This window comes from Blautia massiliensis (ex Durand et al. 2017) (assembly GCF_051861785.1).
Classification (GTDB): Bacteria; Bacillota; Clostridia; order Lachnospirales; family Lachnospiraceae; genus Blautia_A; species Blautia_A luti_A.
The window spans coordinates 3,815,072-3,831,101 of the sequence record NZ_CP146725.1 but is presented as its reverse complement, the minus strand read 5'-3'; the positions used below and the strand labels follow the sequence as shown (position 1 = coordinate 3,831,101).

At 50.7% G+C, this 16,030-nt stretch carries 14 protein-coding genes; 1 reads left to right on the top strand and 13 read right to left on the bottom strand.

Translation table 11 applies throughout. The features are described from left to right. Window positions 1–4: 4 nt before the first annotated feature. A complete protein-coding gene (locus tag V9W66_RS18090; RefSeq protein WP_144093239.1) occupies window positions 5–871 on the bottom strand; it encodes a pyridoxamine kinase in 867 nt (288 codons plus the stop codon). Between the two features lie 92 nt (window positions 872–963). Here V9W66_RS18090 and V9W66_RS18085 point away from each other — a divergent pair, with 92 nt between their 5' ends. After that, entirely contained in the window at window positions 964–2,280 is a 1,317-nt protein-coding gene (locus tag V9W66_RS18085) for a PLP-dependent aminotransferase family protein (RefSeq protein ID WP_114002416.1), read from the top strand. Here the strand turns inward: V9W66_RS18085 and V9W66_RS18080 are convergent. The 12 genes from V9W66_RS18080 to V9W66_RS18025 form a co-directional block, all read right to left on the bottom strand. Further along, entirely contained in the window at window positions 2,277–2,918 is a 642-nt protein-coding gene (locus V9W66_RS18080) for a precorrin-8X methylmutase (RefSeq protein ID WP_144093240.1), read from the bottom strand. The genes V9W66_RS18085 and V9W66_RS18080 overlap by 4 nt on opposite strands. 2 nt (window positions 2,919–2,920) lie before the next feature. Continuing rightward, on the bottom strand, window positions 2,921–4,441 hold the full coding sequence (locus tag V9W66_RS18075) for a cobyric acid synthase (protein WP_118623878.1): 1,521 nt from the start codon (window positions 4,439–4,441) through the stop codon (window positions 2,921–2,923). After that, window positions 4,426–5,478 carry a threonine-phosphate decarboxylase CobD gene (cobD, locus tag V9W66_RS18070; RefSeq protein WP_015524815.1) on the bottom strand — a complete coding sequence of 351 codons (1,053 nt, stop codon included), beginning with the start codon at window positions 5,476–5,478 and terminating at the stop codon, window positions 4,426–4,428. The genes V9W66_RS18075 and cobD overlap by 16 nt, the downstream gene beginning before the upstream one ends. 27 nt (window positions 5,479–5,505) lie before the next feature. Further along, the gene (gene cbiB, locus V9W66_RS18065; protein WP_015524814.1) at window positions 5,506–6,483 is read right to left on the bottom strand and encodes an adenosylcobinamide-phosphate synthase CbiB; all 978 of its coding nucleotides are present in this window, start codon (window positions 6,481–6,483) and stop codon (window positions 5,506–5,508) included. Next, window positions 6,470–7,873, bottom strand: coding sequence for a cobyrinate a,c-diamide synthase (locus V9W66_RS18060; RefSeq protein ID WP_144093241.1), 1,404 nt, complete (start codon window positions 7,871–7,873; stop codon window positions 6,470–6,472). The genes cbiB and V9W66_RS18060 overlap by 14 nt, the downstream gene beginning before the upstream one ends. Next, window positions 7,874–9,847 (bottom strand): precorrin-6A reductase, encoded by a 1,974-nt coding sequence (cobK, locus tag V9W66_RS18055; RefSeq protein WP_144093242.1) that lies wholly within the window; start codon window positions 9,845–9,847, stop codon window positions 7,874–7,876. Next, a complete protein-coding gene (cobJ, locus tag V9W66_RS18050) occupies window positions 9,840–10,571 on the bottom strand; it encodes a precorrin-3B C(17)-methyltransferase (RefSeq protein ID WP_021650567.1) in 732 nt (243 codons plus the stop codon). The genes cobK and cobJ overlap by 8 nt, the downstream gene beginning before the upstream one ends. Continuing rightward, window positions 10,564–11,652 carry a cobalt-precorrin 5A hydrolase gene (locus tag V9W66_RS18045; RefSeq protein ID WP_144093243.1) on the bottom strand — a complete coding sequence of 363 codons (1,089 nt, stop codon included), beginning with the start codon at window positions 11,650–11,652 and terminating at the stop codon, window positions 10,564–10,566. The genes cobJ and V9W66_RS18045 overlap by 8 nt, the downstream gene beginning before the upstream one ends. A 3-nt stretch (window positions 11,653–11,655) precedes the next feature. Further along, on the bottom strand, window positions 11,656–12,414 hold the full coding sequence (cobM, locus tag V9W66_RS18040) for a precorrin-4 C(11)-methyltransferase (protein WP_144093244.1): 759 nt from the start codon (window positions 12,412–12,414) through the stop codon (window positions 11,656–11,658). A gap of 3 nt (window positions 12,415–12,417) precedes the next feature. Further along, window positions 12,418–13,119 (bottom strand): precorrin-2 C(20)-methyltransferase, encoded by a 702-nt coding sequence (gene cobI, locus V9W66_RS18035; protein ID WP_144093245.1) that lies wholly within the window; start codon window positions 13,117–13,119, stop codon window positions 12,418–12,420. A 108-nt stretch (window positions 13,120–13,227) separates the two neighbouring features. After that, window positions 13,228–14,445, bottom strand: coding sequence for a cobalt-precorrin-5B (C(1))-methyltransferase CbiD (cbiD, locus tag V9W66_RS18030; protein WP_144093246.1), 1,218 nt, complete (start codon window positions 14,443–14,445; stop codon window positions 13,228–13,230). Window positions 14,446–14,464: 19 nt separating this feature from the next. Next, entirely contained in the window at window positions 14,465–15,805 is a 1,341-nt protein-coding gene (locus tag V9W66_RS18025; protein WP_144093247.1) for an MATE family efflux transporter, read from the bottom strand. Window positions 15,806–16,030 lie beyond the last annotated feature (225 nt).

Genomic DNA, 16,030 nt, shown 5'->3' with positions numbered 1-16,030 from the left:
TTTTTTACGGAAGCAGCATGCCGAGATGCTGTTCAAAGCATACACCATCGTTACGGTCTGTTCCTTCCTCCACCGCATCCCGGATCGATGCCGAGATAAAATCCACGGCCAGCTCTGCACAGGTTTTCATGGAATATCTTTTTACCAGCCCTGCACTGAGCACGGATGCAAAAAGATCTCCTGTCCCGGAATAGCTTCCGCCGGATTTCTCTGCAAATACCCAGGAGCTGTTTCCGTTTTCCAGGACAAGATTCCCCATTTTCAGAGGCTGCCCCTCATCCCTGTGATCCACTCCGGTGATCACAACGGCAGGAAGTGAAAATTTCCGGGCAAGTCCGCACCCGATCTCCCGGATCTCTTCCATCCGCCGGGCCTCTGATGCCTTTTGCAGTTTATTCCAGATCTCCTCCATTTTTTCTTTTCCGTAGAGAAGAAGGAGGGCTTCCGTAAGGTTCGGTGTGATCACATAGGAACGACGTGTCAGTTCGCAGAACCGGCTGCGGAGCTCTTCTGTATAGATCGGATAAACCACGCCGTCATCCCCCATCACCGGATCTGTAAGGATCAGAGTATCCTTCCCTGCAAACGCATCCATAAATTTCAGGATCCTGTCTGCCTGCTTATCGTCAGAAAGAAATCCTGTATAGATCCCATCCGGGAAAAATCCTCTTTTTTTCCACTGCTCCATATATGGTTCCATATGCTCTGTGAAATCCTCACAGAAATAACTTTCATAACCGGTCTGGTTGCTTAAAACAGCGGTGGGAAGTGGACACGCCTGGACTCCCATCACCGAGATCACCGGGATCGCTGCTGTCAGTGAACATTTCCCCAGCCCGGAAAGATCATTGATCACTGCTATTTTTTTCATGGTAATTCTCCAGTCTTGAGTTTTTTTCTGTAATATTATAGAATGAACTGTCAGGTTTACGCAATCATTTTTGGAAGGAAATCATCATACTTATGTTAAATATATCTGCAGAACACAAAAAAGAACACCTTTATCTGGAGGTTTATCACTATTACCGGAAGCTGATCCTGGAAGGCCGTCTCCTTCCCGGAAGCAAAATGCCCTCCCTCCGCAAATGCGCCCAGGAGCTGAAGCTGAGCCGTACCACCATCGAAAATGCCTATCTTCTGCTGGCAGCAGACGGCTATATCATCGCCAGGGCACAGAGCGGCTATTATGTCACCGGCATTGCTTCCAAGCAGCATCTGCTTACCCCCGAAAAACAGGATAAGGATATCACGCCCTGCCTTTATGATTTTGCCTCTTCCGGTGTTGACCGGGAAAGCTTCCGTTTTGATCTGTGGCAGCGTTACATCAAAAGTGCCCTCCGCCAGGGCGACCGTATGCTTTCTTATGGCGAACCCCAGGGCGAAAGCGATTTCCGGGAGGTTCTCGCAGACTATATCCGGGAACGCAGAAATGTGATCTGCTCCCCCGATGACATTGTAGTAGGGGCCGGTCTCCAGCCCCTTCTCCAGATCCTCTGTCCTCTGATCCATGAACGGAAAACCGTTTCGTTCCCCACACCGTCCTTCACCACATGCAGCACCATCTTTCAGGATTACGGCTTTGATGTCCATTACCGGGACAAAAGCTGCGATGTGATCTATGTTTCTCCTGCTCACATGACGAAATGGGGCGAGATCATGCCGGTAAAACGACGCCTGGAGCTGATCCGTCATGCGGAGATCAATGACCATCTGATCATTGAGGATGATTTCGAAAACGAATTTGTTTATTTCCAGAAGCCGACGCCTTCACTTTTCGGTCTTGCAGGTGGTGAAAACGTTGTCTATATCGGTTCCTTTTCCAGGCTGCTGCTGCCCTCCATCCGTGTCAGCTTCATGGTACTGCCGCGCTCTCTCCGGGAAAAATATACAAAAAAAGCAGCCTTTTATAATCAGACTGCTTCCAAGGCAGAACAGATTGCGCTCTGCCAGTTTATCCGCGACGGGCATCTGGCTTCTCAGACAAGAAAGCTCCGCCGCCTTTATTCCCAGAAGCTGAAGGCTCTTTCCCAGGCTGTCCGGGAAACCTTCGGCCAGGACTGCCAGATCCAAACAGGAGCCGCAGGAACCAGCCTTGCCCTTACTCTTCCCTGTTCTCTCACAGGCAGTGAACTGACAGACAGAGCCCGGAACCGTGGTCTGGGACTGGAGGTTCTCAGAGAAAACGGAGCCGAGGTCACCCTGGTCCTCTCCTGCTCCTCCATTCCATCCAAGGATTTTCTACCTGCCTGTCAGCTTCTGAAGGAGGTTACCGGCTCCTAATCTCTCCGGTTATCGATCATGTAGAGCAGGGCATTTACAATGCACGCAGCAATATTGCTTCCACCCTTGCGTCCTTTTGCCACAATATAAGGCACATCTGCGTGCATGATCAGCTCCTTGGACTGCACAACATTCACAAAGCCTACCGGCACACCGATGATCAGCTCAGGAGAAAGCTTTCCGTTCTCAATAAGCTCATAAAGACGTACCAGTGCGGTAGGTGCGTTTCCAATGGCAAAGATCAGCTTTTTATCCATCTCTGCTGCCTTGTCCATGCTGGCTGTGGCTCTGGTAGTCCCGTTCTTTTTTGCAAGGGCAGCCACATCCTCATCGGACATGAAGCAGTAAGCCTCACCGCCGTAGCGTGCAAGTGCACGCTTGTTGATCCCAGCCTTTGCCATCTGGGTATCTGTGACGATGCAGGCGCCGTCGCGGATGGCGTCCATGGCCATCTCCACTGCCCCCTCCGAGAAGCAGAGATTTTTTGCATAATCAAAATCTGCGCTTGTGTGGATGCAGCGTTTTACGATCAGCTCTGTTCCCGGAATCAGGGGAGCATCCCCCAGCTCTTCTGTGATGATCTCAAAGCTTCTTTTTTCGATCTCCATGGGTTTTACATTTTCAAGCTCAACTTTCATTTCTATTCTTCCTCCGTAATCCCGTTTTCCAGTATCTCATAGATTTTTTTCATATCCAGATGCTTCCGCAGCTCTGCAGCCAGGATATCATACTGCTGTTCCTTAAATGCCGCAAAATCCACGCCTGTCATATTTTCCACATCAATCCCTTTTTTCTCGCCGATCACGCGGATAATCGCCTCTGCAGATGCTTCCTTATCGAAAACGCCGTGGATATAGGTTCCGCACACATTTCCCGCAAAAGCACCCTCTTCTTTTTTCTTACCGCTGACGCTGTCTGTGATCTTCGTGGCTGTTCCTGCATTCTCCTTCAGGATACTTTCGCCCATATGGATCTCATAGCCCTCGATCTCCGCACCGGAAAGAGGAGCAAACACACCGGACAGCTGACCGAAATGCCCCTGCACCCTGGTCCTGGTTTTCTTTTCGGCAAATACCGTTTCCATAGGAAGAAGTCCCATTCCTTTCATGGAACCGCCATTTTCAACTCCATGAGGGTCGCTTAAGGTTTCACCCAGCATCTGATAGCCGCCGCAGACACCAAAGATCAGCTTGCCTCTGGAGGCTTCCTTGAGAACTGCTGCCTCCATTCCGCTTTCCCGCATCCAGATCAGATCACCCATAGTGTTCTTGGTTCCAGGAAGGATGATCATGTCCGGAGAGTGAAGATCTCTCGGGTGTTTTACATAGCGGAGAGAAACTCCGGGAATGCTCTCAAAAGGATTAAAATCCGTAAAGTTGGAGATCCTTGGTGTACGGACCACTGCGATATCAATGACACCGGCTTCCTGCTTCCGGTCAAAACGCTCCGTCAGGCTGTCCTCATCCTCCACCTGGATATCCAGATAAGGCGCCACACCCACCACCGGGATCCCGCTTCTTTCCTCAAGCATGACAACACCAGGGTCCAGAATAGTCTTATCTCCGCGGAATTTGTTGATGATCAGCCCCTTTACCATAGCCTTCTCATCGTCCTCCAGAAGCTCCACCGTACCGATCAGCTGGGCAAAAACACCTCCACGGTCAATATCTCCCACAAGAAGGACCGGTGCCTTGGCCATCTTTGCCATACCCATATTTACAATATCCTCATCCTTGAGATTGATCTCGGCAGGACTTCCCGCACCTTCAATGACAATGATATCGTTTTCCGCTGCAAGAGCGTTGTATGCCTTCATCACATCCGGAACCAGGGTCTTCTTATATTTGAAATAATCCCTGGCACTCATGGTTCCAAGAACTTCTCCGTTAACGATCACCTGGGAGCCTACATCATTGGTAGGCTTCAGAAGGATGGGATTCATCAGGACAGACGGTCGGATCCCGGCTGCCTCTGCCTGCATGACCTGGGCCCGTCCCATCTCAAGACCATCCTCTGTGATAAAGGAATTCAGTGCCATATTTTGTGATTTAAAAGGAGCCACACGATACCCATCCTGCTTAAAGATCCTGCAAAGTCCCGCAGCCAGCAGGCTTTTTCCGGCATTGGACATGGTTCCCTGTACCATTATTGCTTTTGCCATAATATACCTCCCTCAAGTACTTCGATCAGTTTTACATTTTCTTCATGGCGCTTTACCGCGATCCGGTAATACCCCTTTGTAAGACCCGGATAATTGCTGCAGTCACGGATCAGGATCCGCTTGCGCAGACAGAAGTCAAAGAGCTCCTCCGGTCCTTTAAAGAAAATATAATTTGCTTCCGACGGAAATACTTTATACCCAATGCGGACCAGCTCATCCTTCAGCCACTGTGCCTCCCGAAAAACAAGCTGTCTTCCCTCCTCTACATATTCCGTCTCTGTAAGTGCCTGGAGCCCGGCTGCCTGGGCCATGGTGGAAACATTCCATGGCTGAACGCAGAGCTCCATCCTTTCCATCAGCTTTCTGTCAGAACAGAGGCCATAGCCCAGCCGCACACCGGCCATGGCATATCTTTTTGTAAATGCTTTCAGGATAAAAAGATTATTGAACCCGGAAAGAGAATGCTTCAGAGAATACTCTTCCGGTTCCTTTACAAAATCAAGGAAACATTCATCTACCACCAGCAGGATATCCAGCTTTCTGCATTTTTCCAGGATCCTTTTCAGAAGCCTGTGGGGGATCAGCATGCCGGTAGGATTGTTGGGGTTACATAAGAAAGCCATATCCAGTCCCTTATGGAGGATATCCAGATATGCTTCACTGAGCACAAAACCGTCATTTTCCGTCAGCATGTAATATTCCAGCTCACAGCCAGTGCTGGCCAGAGCCTGTCCGTATTCCGCAAAAGTAGGCGCCGGGATCAGAGCCCGCTTTGGCTTTACTGCGTGACAGAGCGTAAAGATCACTTCTGCTGCTCCGTTACCGCATATTACCTCTTCCGCTTTTACCCCTTCCGATTCTGCGATCCTTTCCCTGAGAACGCCGCATCCCACCTGGGGATACTGTGCAATATGATCCAGACTGTGGATAATGGCCTGCTTCACACTTTCCGGTGTTCCCAAAGGATTCAGATTTGCCGAAAAATCCAGGCAGTCTTTATGTTTATATACGTCTCCTCCATGTATGTGTTTTGTCATTGGTCATTCTCCTGTCTGTATTTATTGTTACCTTAATAACCCGAACCGGATCCCCGCACTGAGCAGTCCAAATACAACCACACCCAGTATGGATGCCGCGTACATCAGCCGGTTAGCTCTTTTGATATCCTCCGGCTCCACCGGGCGGATCGGATCCCCGATCGTGGGTTTTTCATATAATTTCCCGAAATAATATGCATTTCCCGCAAGCTGTACATCCAGCGCTCCGGCCATGGCAGCCTCTGTCTGAGCAGAGTTGGGGCTTGCATGATTTCTCCGGTCACGTTTGTAGATCTTTGCCGCATTTTTTGTATCCATTCCTGTAAAAACAGTTCCTGCCACCATCAGCCATCCGGAGATCCTGGCAGGGATATAATTGGCCACATCATCCAGCTTTGCCGCAATACGGCCGAAATAAAGATATTTGTCATTTTTATATCCAAGCATGGAATCCATGGTATTGATACCCTTGTACAAAAACATCAGCGGCACCCCGCCGATAGCCATATAAAGCATGGGAGCGATCACGCCGTCGGATGCATTTTCCGCAACGGTTTCCACGGCAGCCTTTGTCACGCCGGTTTCCGTAAGCTCTCTGGTATCACGGCCTACGATCATGGACACCGCATAGCGTGCCTCGTCCAGAGTTCCGTTTTTCAGCCGGTCATAAACCTTCATACTTTCATCCTTCAGGGAACGGGTGGCAAGAAGCTGATAGCACCAGAAAACCTCCAGCACAAATCCGGCCACCGGCAGATACCGGTAAAGATAATAAAGCACCAGAAGCGGCACCCCGCCGCTGAACAGACAGACAAGCACTACGATCAGAAAGCCTCCTGTCAGCTCACCGCCGTGATTTTTCGGAAAAATCTTCCGGATCACCTTTTCCAGCACTGCGATCAGATTGCCGATGACACAGATCGGATGATAAAGCCATCTGGGATCTCCGATCAGAAGATCCAGCACAAATCCTATGACCAGTGCAGGAAGACTATATTTCAGCATCTTTTTTCTGCCTCCGTTTTTTCTTATATTCCAGTGCGTTCTTCAGAAAGCGTGCCGGAACCCTGGGATTTCCGTAATAATAAAGATGCGGAAATCCTGCCATCAGCCCGCCCCGGTCATGGATACAATCCCATCCTCTTTTAGATGCCGGCTTTGCCGCATGAAAATCCTCTCCGCAATCTGTGGAATCAAAGTAATGGAATTCATGAGCCGGGATCTCACCAAGTCCGGTATCCTGTTTTTCCGTAAGGGTGATATAGCCGAACCGGTTCAGCTTCGGTGTCCGGTAAGCCCTTCCAGGGATCACCCCACAGACTCTGCGCTGCTTTCCTTCCATATCCTCCATCTCCTGATGAAGATACATGAATCCGCCACATTCTGCCAGACAAGGCATTCCGTCCAGGATGACTTCCCGGATCCGGGTGCACATTTCCTGATTTTCTTCCAGCGCCTCCCCGTTTAATTCCGGGTAACCGCCGCTTAAAAGAAGCCCGTCCAGATCCTCCGGAAGCTCTCTGTCATGAATGGGGGAAAAACGTACCAGCTCCGCTCCCATCTGCTCCAGAAGATTTAAATTATCCGCATAGAAAAAGCAGAAGGCTTCATCATCCGCCACACCGATCCGCACCTTTTCCTCTGTACGGTATCCGAAGGCAGTATCCTTCTGTATCAGCATTTCCGTCTCCGGTGCCGCAAGCTCCGGTGCTTCCCCTGCAAGCTCCAGGATCCCATCGATATCCAGGGTTTTCTCCAGTACCTCAGAAAGCTTCTGCAGACGGCTTTTCAGCTCCGGGATCTCCTCCGGAAGCACCAGCCCCAGATGACGGCTTTCGATCACACAGTCCTCCACCTTCGGAACATATCCCAGCACCTTTACGGAAAGCCCCTCTTCCAGAAGCTTCTTCATCCTGGGATACAGCATGGGAGACATCTGGTTAAAGATCACGCCGCAGATATGACTGTCCTTTTTGTATTCCAGAAAGCCCTTTACATAGGCAGCCAGGGAAACACTCATGCCACGGCTGCTTACGATCAGGATCACCGGTGTATCTGTGGTGGAGGCCAGATCATAGGCGCTGGCTCTGGAGGTGATCCCTCCTACACCGTCATAATACCCCATGACTCCCTCCATCACTGCGATCTCACAGTCCGATGCGTTCTTTGCCAGAAGATACCGGGTTCTGTCTCCATCTGTAAAAAACGTATCCAGGTTTCGGGATCTTGTACCGATCACACGGCTGTGGAACATAGGATCTATGTAATCCGGGCCGCATTTAAAAGAAGCCACCTTAAGGCCACGGTTCACCAGCGCCTGAAGCAGCCCGCAGGTGATCAGGGTTTTTCCGCTTCCGCTGGCACCTGCCGCAAGAAGTATTCTCGGGATCTTCACCTAAATCTCCTCCCCTCTTCCGCTGCAGGAAATGATATAGATCGGATTCTCACCCATCATCATATGATACCTTCCGATAGATTTGGATCTTGCCGCAGACAGCTGTACGATATCCACATCCGTCAGGCTGAAATCCCGGATGGCATTCATGGCTTCCGTCACCGTCTCCAGGGTGATGCAGTTGATCACGATCCGTACTCCCGGATTTTTGTCCAGAAGAAGCCGGATGATCTCATTCATGTTTCCGGAAGACCCGCCGATAAAGGCATGTGTCGGAACAGGCAGTTCCACCATCGCTTCCGGTGCAGTACCTGGCACGATCTCCAGATTGTCTGTGGCAAATTTCCGCCTGTTCTCCTTCAGAAGAGCAAGGGCATCTTCCTTTTTCTCGATGGCATAGACCTGCCCCTTCCAGGCACGCAGCGCCATCTCAACAGAAACCGAGCCTGTGCCCGCTCCCACATCATAGCAGACAGAATCCTCCTGAAGCCGGAGCTTGGACAGAGAAACCGTACGCACCTCTTCCTTTGTCATAGGCGCCTTCCCACGAAGAAATTCCTCATCACAGATCCCGTGAACTGCGGGCAAAGGTACTGCCTTTTCATTGCACGCAGTTACCACGCTTAACGCATCTCCCCGGTATTCTGTAAGCTCGGCCGCACTGGCATGAAAGATCTTTTCATTTTCGTAGGAAAGATTTTCGCCCACATAAAGGGTCACATCACCCATTCCATACGCAACCAGACGAGAAGCCAGAAGAGCTACCCCATCCTCTGTTCCCAAAATGGAAAAAACCTTGGGGTTATGCCGGATCAGGGCAATCAGATTGCAGTCTCTTCCATGAGCGCTGACGATTCTGGCATCATCCCAGGAAAGACCGATCTTCGCCATAAAATAAACAACGGAAGAAATCCCGCAGATCACCTGGACATCGCCGTCCAGAAGATCCATCAGCTTCCTTGCACCGCTGTAGAAGCCCACATCGCCGGAAAGGGCAATGGCTACAGTACGGTACTGTGGATGTGTCTTGATATACTCCACGATCTTATCACTGCGGTACTCATGGAGAACCATCTGTCCCGGCCTCTGTACGGCATCTGTCATACGCTTTGCACCGATCAGAAGCTCCGCCTCATCAAAGGCCTTCTTTCCTTCCAAAGTCAGTGTTTTTTCCGCACCCATGCCGATGCCTACAAGAGAAACCCTCTGTGACAGGGTAAGGCCGAACCGCTTTGCCAGAAATACCCTTGCTTCCGGCAGGGACAGCCCCTCCTCCTGCAATGGTCTTCCGATGATCACAGGTATGACGCCGCAGTGCTGACAGGCCTCCATCTTTTCCGGGAATCCACCTGCCAGACCAGTATCCTTGGTGACCAGATAGCTGCACTGAAACTGTCGAAGCATAGCTTCGTTGATCTCTGTGGAAAATGGCCCCTGCATACCGATGAGATGCTTTCCCTCGATCCCCAGCTCCGCGCAGGAGCTGATCACGGAAGGGATGGACAGCACCCGGGCAAAAAGCCTCTCCTGGTAATCCGGGATCACTGTAAATTTAGACAGCTCCTTGCTTCCTGTGGTAAGAAAAATGTTCCCCTCTGTACCGGAAAGAAGCTCTGCCGCCTTCTCCGTGCTTTCCACATAGATGGCTTCCCTGTTCTTCTCCCCCTCCGGGCGAAGGACACGCTGATAGCGGATGCTTCCGTTCTCACAGGCAGTCCGGATATTTTTTGTCACCTCTGCTGCATAGGGATGAGTGGCATCCAGAACGATCTCCGGCGCTTCCCTCCGGAAAAGCTCCTCCATATCTTCGGTTTTCAGCCTTCCGGCGCTGACATGGAGAAATTCATTTTCCTTCAGAAGGGAGCCGCCATATTCCGTAGCTGCACAGGCATAGACCGGAACATGATTTTCCGCAAGGAACTCACAGAGTGCATAGCCCTCGGTGGTCCCTGCAAAAACAATGGCTTTATACATTCTTATATCCCCTTGGTGTTACCATCTTGCCGTTTACATTTTTAGTCTGTGAATTTCCCACAAAAACGGTAGTAAACATATCCACTTCTGTATCACGGAGCTCCTTCAGTGTCATAACCTGTGCAGTCTCGCCGTCACGTGCGATCTGGGCAACCGTGCCGCAGACAGTATCCGGAGACTTGTATTTCATCATCAGATCACAGGCCTTCTGAAGATAATCCTTACGTTTTCTGCTGGACGGATTGTAAAGGCATACCACAAAATCCGCCTGTGCTGCTGCCAGAAGCCTTGCCTCGATTTTCTCCCACGGAGTCAGAAGATCACTTAAGCTGATCAGGCAGAAGTCATGGATCAGCGGTGCACCCAGCACTGCGGCGCCGCCTGTGGCTGCTGTCACACCCGGGATAATGGTCAGCTCCACATCCGGATAGTTTTCTCCCACCTCATACATCAGACCTGCCATACCGTAGACACCGGCGTCACCACTGCAGATCATGGAAACGGTTTTTCCTTTTTTTGCCTCGTCAAAAGCAAGTACACAGCGGTCTACCTCTTTTTTCATCGGTGTGGTCATGAACTCTTTGCCTGCAAAATACTCCTTTACAAGATCCACATACACCGTGTAACCGATGATCACATCACTTTCATTTAATGCACGGATCGCTCTTCCAGTCATCTGGTCATACGCACCCGGGCCAATTCCTACAACATAAATCTTACTCAAAACGTATCCTCCGATTTCCGGCTGCAAGGGCGGTGGTCACACCGTCCCGGCCTGTTTTTTTTCTGATCAGTGTACCCTGTCCGCAACCCAGAACCGCGCTTCTCTCACAGACATTCTCTACACCTGTTATCTTTTTTACAAATTGTGACGGGGTAAATTCACCCTGCACTGCCTTCAGCTCTTCCTCTGTAAAGGTCAGAAACGGAAGCTGCCAGACTTCTGCCAGAGAAAGAAGTCCCACCTCTTCTTTCTTCAGATCGATACTGGCAATGGCTCTCAGTGCTTCTCTGTAAACATCCGATTCCTTCAGACATTCCTCTGCCGCCTTCCGGATGGAGGCTGCATCCTTTCCCCTGCGGCAGCCCATTCCCAGAACTGCAGAGGGCGGCACCACATGGACTGTATTTTTAAAGGGCAGGCAGCCTCTGTGGATCGTCACCGCAATACCTGTTTCCGGTGCCTCACCGGCTTTCTCACCATTCCCCGGATCCGCTGCAGCTGAGGGCCTTCCGTCTTTTCCGCAAAGCACCAGACCCTCCGGCAGCTCTCCGTCCCATGGAAACTCACTGTAAAAGCCAACGCTCTCTCCTGCAAGAAGGGCCGCAGAAGCCTCCTTTGCAGCCTTCATATGAAAAATAGCACAGCCATTCTTTTTTGCAAAAACATCCACTGCAAAACGGCTGTGAAGATCTGTGGCTGTTGTCACAACCGGCTCCGCCTTAAGATATCCGGCACAGCGAAGAGCCAGCTCATTGGCTCCGCCCAGATGTCCGGAAAGAAGAGCAATGACAAATTTTCCGCACTCATCAATCACCAGCACAGCCGGATCCGTCTTTTTTCCGGCAATGTAAGGTGCGATACTGCGCACTGCGATCCCGCAGGCGCCAATAAAGATCACGCCCTCTTTTCCTGTCCGGAACTGTTCCCCTGCCCACTGGGAGGTGGAAACAGAGATCGGATCCGGAAGGTACCGGCTCTTTTTTGCAAGGGTGACATTCTCACCCTCTTTTTCCAGAGCCCTCTGAAGCCTTTCCCCTGTCTCCAGCCCTGTCATACTGAAGCAAATGATGGAAATGTTCATATTTTATTTCGTAGCCTCACGGAACTCTGTGGTAAAGCCCGGATCATACAGTTTGGATCTGTCATAGCTTGCAGCATTGACCGCATCACCTACCAGCATAAGCGCTGTTTTTGTGATCTTGTTCTCTTTTGCTGTCTGCGCCAGAGTACCCACTGTACAGATAAACTTCTTCTCATCGGGCCAGGTTGCCTTGTAGACGATGGCAGCCGGTGTATCCTCACAGTATCCGCCCTCCACCAGTCTGCGGCTCAGCTCCTCCAGCATACCTGTACTGAGGAAAATAACCATAGTCGCATTATGAGCGGCAAAGGACTGAATGCTCTCTTTTGCCGGCACCGGTGTCCTTCCTTCCATTCTTGTGATGATCACACTCTGGGAAATATCCGGAAGTGTATACTCCAGGTTCAGTGCAGATGCAGCTCCGCAGAAGGCACTGACACCCGGGCAGGAATCATAGGGGATTTCCTTTTCATCCAGGATATCCATCTGCTCACGGATCGCACCATAGATACATGGATCGCCGGTGTGGAGACGAACGGTCATCTTACCTTCAGCCTCTGCTCTCTCCATAACAGAGATCACTTCCTCAAGGGTCATCTTTGCACTGTTATGGATGGTGCACACATCCTTGGAATACTCCAGAAGCTGGGGATTTACAAGAGATCCCGCATAGATGATCACATCTGCCTCTTCCAGATACTGTTTACCTCTTACTGTAATAAGATCCGGTGCTCCCGGACCTGCTCCTACAAAATGTACCATAATCTATTCCTCTCTTCTGTCTTTGTTTTCTTTGATAATGATCAGGGAATAATATCCTGCATCCTCAGGGATCTCCTCCACGGTCCGGTAGATCTTTTCGTCCGGCATTCCGCAGTTTTCGATCATCATGGCCTCTGCTCCCTGGGAAAGAAGCTCCGCCTTCACATCCCTCATTTTCTTTCCGGTCTTCATAAGGACCTTGGTACCGGAAAGCTTCAGCGCATCCTCGATCTGATAGGAAGCCGGGATCACGTGAAGAGGCTCTGCCTTCTCCACAAGTCCGGTGTTCAGACGGGCGGAAACTGCACAGAAGGATGTGATGCCACAGACGATCTCCGTCTCATAGCCCTGCGCCACAAGTCTGTGATGGATATAGAGATATGTGGAATACACGGTAGGATCTCCCAGTGTGAGAAATACCACGTCTTTACCCTGGTCCAGGACAGCCTTGACTTTATCTGCTCCTGCATCGTGATAGCTCTTCAGCACCTCCGGATCCTTGGACATCGGAAAAGGAACTGCAAGAAGCTCCTTCTTTCCAAGCTCCGGATAAGCCCCCTCCACGATCTTAAACGCTACCGTATCCTCCGGAACCTGTCCCGGAAGTGCGATCACCTCTGCCTCCTTTACAAGACGAAGTGCTTTTAAGGTAAGAAGCTCCGGATCTCCCGGTCCTACCCCTACACCATATAATTTACCTGCCATATTTCTTTCCTCCTAGCTATATTTTCCGGACAGGATAAAACCTGTCTGTTATTTATATCAAATTTTGTCCTGAAATTAAAAAAATTCCATCCGGACCGGGGTTTCCTGTCATGAAATATCATCCACCCCGACTGCCTGCTCCTGTATCTTATGGATCAGCTCCTCTGCATCCCGGGTCTGCCCCAGCAGTCCGTATACATTGGAAAACACCACCGCACCCAGAAGGATCTGCTCATAGGATCTGTGGTCCAGATAAAACTGGATCTTCTCCATGACCACAGCCATAGTCTCTTTCAGGATACCATAGCTGTCAAGAACAGCCAGCGCCTCATCCGTAGTCCCCGCCTCCAGGATCTCTCTGGCACATTCCAGAGAGCCCCCTGCACGGATGGCACTTGCACAGAGAACCTCCATCCTTCCGTCAGCACAATGGGAATGGGTATTCATGATCCCGGCGGCAACCTTTACAAACTTACCGATATGAGCCACAAAAAGAATGCCCTTTACGCCCATATCAATGGCCATGTCAATGGTCTCCCCTACATAATTGCTGCACTTGATATTGTTCTCAAAGGGAATGGACATATGCTCCCTGAGATAATCCGCACCGTAATTCCCCGGTGTCACCAGGATATAGTTTTCTCCCTGACAGAAATGCTGCTTCATCTCCACATGGATGCTTTCGATCAGAGCCTTCTCACTCATGGGCTCTACGATCCCGCTGGTTCCAAGTATGGAGATCCCGCCAAGAATGCCAAGACGGGGATTAAAGGTTTTCTTCGCGATCTCCTCCCCCTGAGGGACGGATACGGTAAGCTTCAGACCGCCCTCGTAGTCATATTCCTGGGCCGCCTCTTCGGCTTCCCGCAGGATCATGGCTCTGGGAACCGGATTGATGGCCGCCTCCCCCACGTTCTGGGAAAGTCCCGGCTTGGTGACACGCCCCACACCGATTCCTCCGTCCAGGATGATCTGAGGCCGGGATCTCTCTGTTTTCCGTTCCTGCCCGGCCTGTTCTGCCGCTGAAACAGAAAACTTCTCCGCTTTTACATAGACCAGGATCCCGTTGGTGGTATCCGGATCATCCCCTGCATCCTTCTGTACCGCACAGGAGACATAGGTTTCGCCCCGGGTAATATCGTGAAGCTGTAATGTGAGAGTGATCCCCTTTGGGGTATCAAGCTCTACCTCGGAAAGAGTCTCTCCCGAGAGCAGCATCCGGACTGCACCCCTGGCTGCCCCGGCTGCACAGGAGCCTGTTGTGTAGCCATAACGGAGGCGCTTGTTGTTTTTTATGACATACTGGTCTTCCAGTCCATTCTTCATATATACGATGCCCTCCCTTTCAGATTACCTTGTGCTCCAGCCATTTGCGGCTGTGGAAACGCCAGGTAAAAATGATTCCACGAACAGTCCAGTCTGCAAACATTCCGATCCAGACACCCATAGGCCCGAAACCCAGGACACGGATCAGGAAAACACAGAGACAGAACCTGCATGCCCACATGGTACAGCAGGAGGTGATCATGGAAAACTTCACATCACCGGCTGCACGAAGACCATACCCCGGCACGAACGCCATTGTCCATACCACAGGCTTTACGATGGTGATCCATGTGATCATGTGGATGCACATTTCCGCACTGGTACGCTCCATTCCGCCAAGGATCGTCACCGGTCTGATCAAAATATACACGATCAGACAGCTTACGATAATAACTGCCTCTGCAATGACGCAGAGTTTTTTTATGTAATAGACCGCCTCATCCTTGCGGCCGGCACCAAGACACTGGCCTACGATGGTCATCAGGCCCACACCTACTCCGATGGCCGCGATACCATTCAGGTTCTCAAGGATATTGGTCATTGCCTGCGCTGCGATGGCTGCTGTTCCCAGTGTGGAAACCGTAGACTGGATGGCAAGCTTTCCAAGCTGAAACATACTGTTCTCAATTCCCGAAGGGATCCCAAGTCCCAGGATACGTCCGATCATGCTCCAGTCCGGGCGGATCTTCAGGTAATCCTTCACAACGACAGGCTGACGATCCTTACGCAACTGCCAGAGAACAACCACTGCACAGAAAATACGGGAAACCAGTGTGGAGATCGCCGCTCCTGCAACACCAAGGTGGAAAACCCAGATCAGAACCGCATTTCCGCCAATGTTCATGATATTGGAGATCATGGAGATGGTCATAGGCCCCTTGGTATTCTCCTGGGCACGAAAAATCGAAGCCGCAGAATCATAAGCCGCAATAAAGGGGAATGACAGTGCCGTGAAAAAGAAATAGGTTTCCGATGCACGCATAACATCCGCATCCACCGCACCGAAGATCAGCCTCAAAAGCGGCTTCTGAAAGATCAGACAGACTGCAGACACCACTACAGAGATCGCTGTGATGATAAAAAGCACCTGCCTGGCAGACATGTTCGCCTTCTCATAATTCCTCTGTCCGATATACTGGGCGCAGACAATGGCGCCTCCCGCTGCCAGCGCCGAAAAAGCCTGGATCAGAAGCACATTGATGGAATCCACCAGCGATACCGCAGAAAGAGCCGCAGATCCCACATTGCTGACCATCATGGTATCTGCGGTTCCCATTATCGAATTCAAAATCTGTTCCAGCACTACCGGCACCAGAAGATTACGGATCATCCGGTTGGTAAACATATGCTGCTGTTCCATTGTTACATCCTCCGCCTCACTTATTTATGACCTGACAAAGCAGAAAAAAACGTCTGTATTTTATCAATCACACTTTCTCTGACATTATACCCTTTTCCCGCTCTTTTTCCAATATATTTTCTGTGTTTTTTATACAAACTGCAAAATGCCGCAGGCGCGAAACCTGCGGCAGTCGTTACTGTTCACTCCGTTCTCAGCAACACGCTTCGCGATGCACAGGATTTA

What these genes read in the sequence shown, in the direction of transcription:
- V9W66_RS18090 (WP_144093239.1), bottom strand. Translation starts at nt 871, where the DNA reads ATGAAAAAAATAGCAGTGATCAATGATCTTTCCGGGCTGGGGAAATGT.
- V9W66_RS18085 (WP_114002416.1), top strand. Translation starts at nt 964, where the DNA reads ATGTTAAATATATCTGCAGAACACAAAAAAGAACACCTTTATCTGGAG.
- V9W66_RS18080 (WP_144093240.1), bottom strand. Translation starts at nt 2,918, where the DNA reads ATGAAAGTTGAGCTTGAAAATGTAAAACCCATGGAGATCGAAAAAAGA.
- V9W66_RS18075 (WP_118623878.1), bottom strand. Translation starts at nt 4,441, where the DNA reads ATGGCAAAAGCAATAATGGTACAGGGAACCATGTCCAATGCCGGAAAA.
- cobD (WP_015524815.1), bottom strand. Translation starts at nt 5,478, where the DNA reads ATGACAAAACACATACATGGAGGAGACGTATATAAACATAAAGACTGC.
- cbiB (WP_015524814.1), bottom strand. Translation starts at nt 6,483, where the DNA reads ATGCTGAAATATAGTCTTCCTGCACTGGTCATAGGATTTGTGCTGGAT.
- cobK (WP_144093242.1), bottom strand. Translation starts at nt 9,847, where the DNA reads ATGTATAAAGCCATTGTTTTTGCAGGGACCACCGAGGGCTATGCACTC.
- V9W66_RS18045 (WP_144093243.1), bottom strand. Translation starts at nt 11,652, where the DNA reads ATGAACATTTCCATCATTTGCTTCAGTATGACAGGGCTGGAGACAGGG.
- cobM (WP_144093244.1), bottom strand. Translation starts at nt 12,414, where the DNA reads ATGGTACATTTTGTAGGAGCAGGTCCGGGAGCACCGGATCTTATTACA.
- cobI (WP_144093245.1), bottom strand. Translation starts at nt 13,119, where the DNA reads ATGGCAGGTAAATTATATGGTGTAGGGGTAGGACCGGGAGATCCGGAG.
- cbiD (WP_144093246.1), bottom strand. Translation starts at nt 14,445, where the DNA reads ATGAAGAATGGACTGGAAGACCAGTATGTCATAAAAAACAACAAGCGC.
- V9W66_RS18025 (WP_144093247.1), bottom strand. Translation starts at nt 15,805, where the DNA reads ATGGAACAGCAGCATATGTTTACCAACCGGATGATCCGTAATCTTCTG.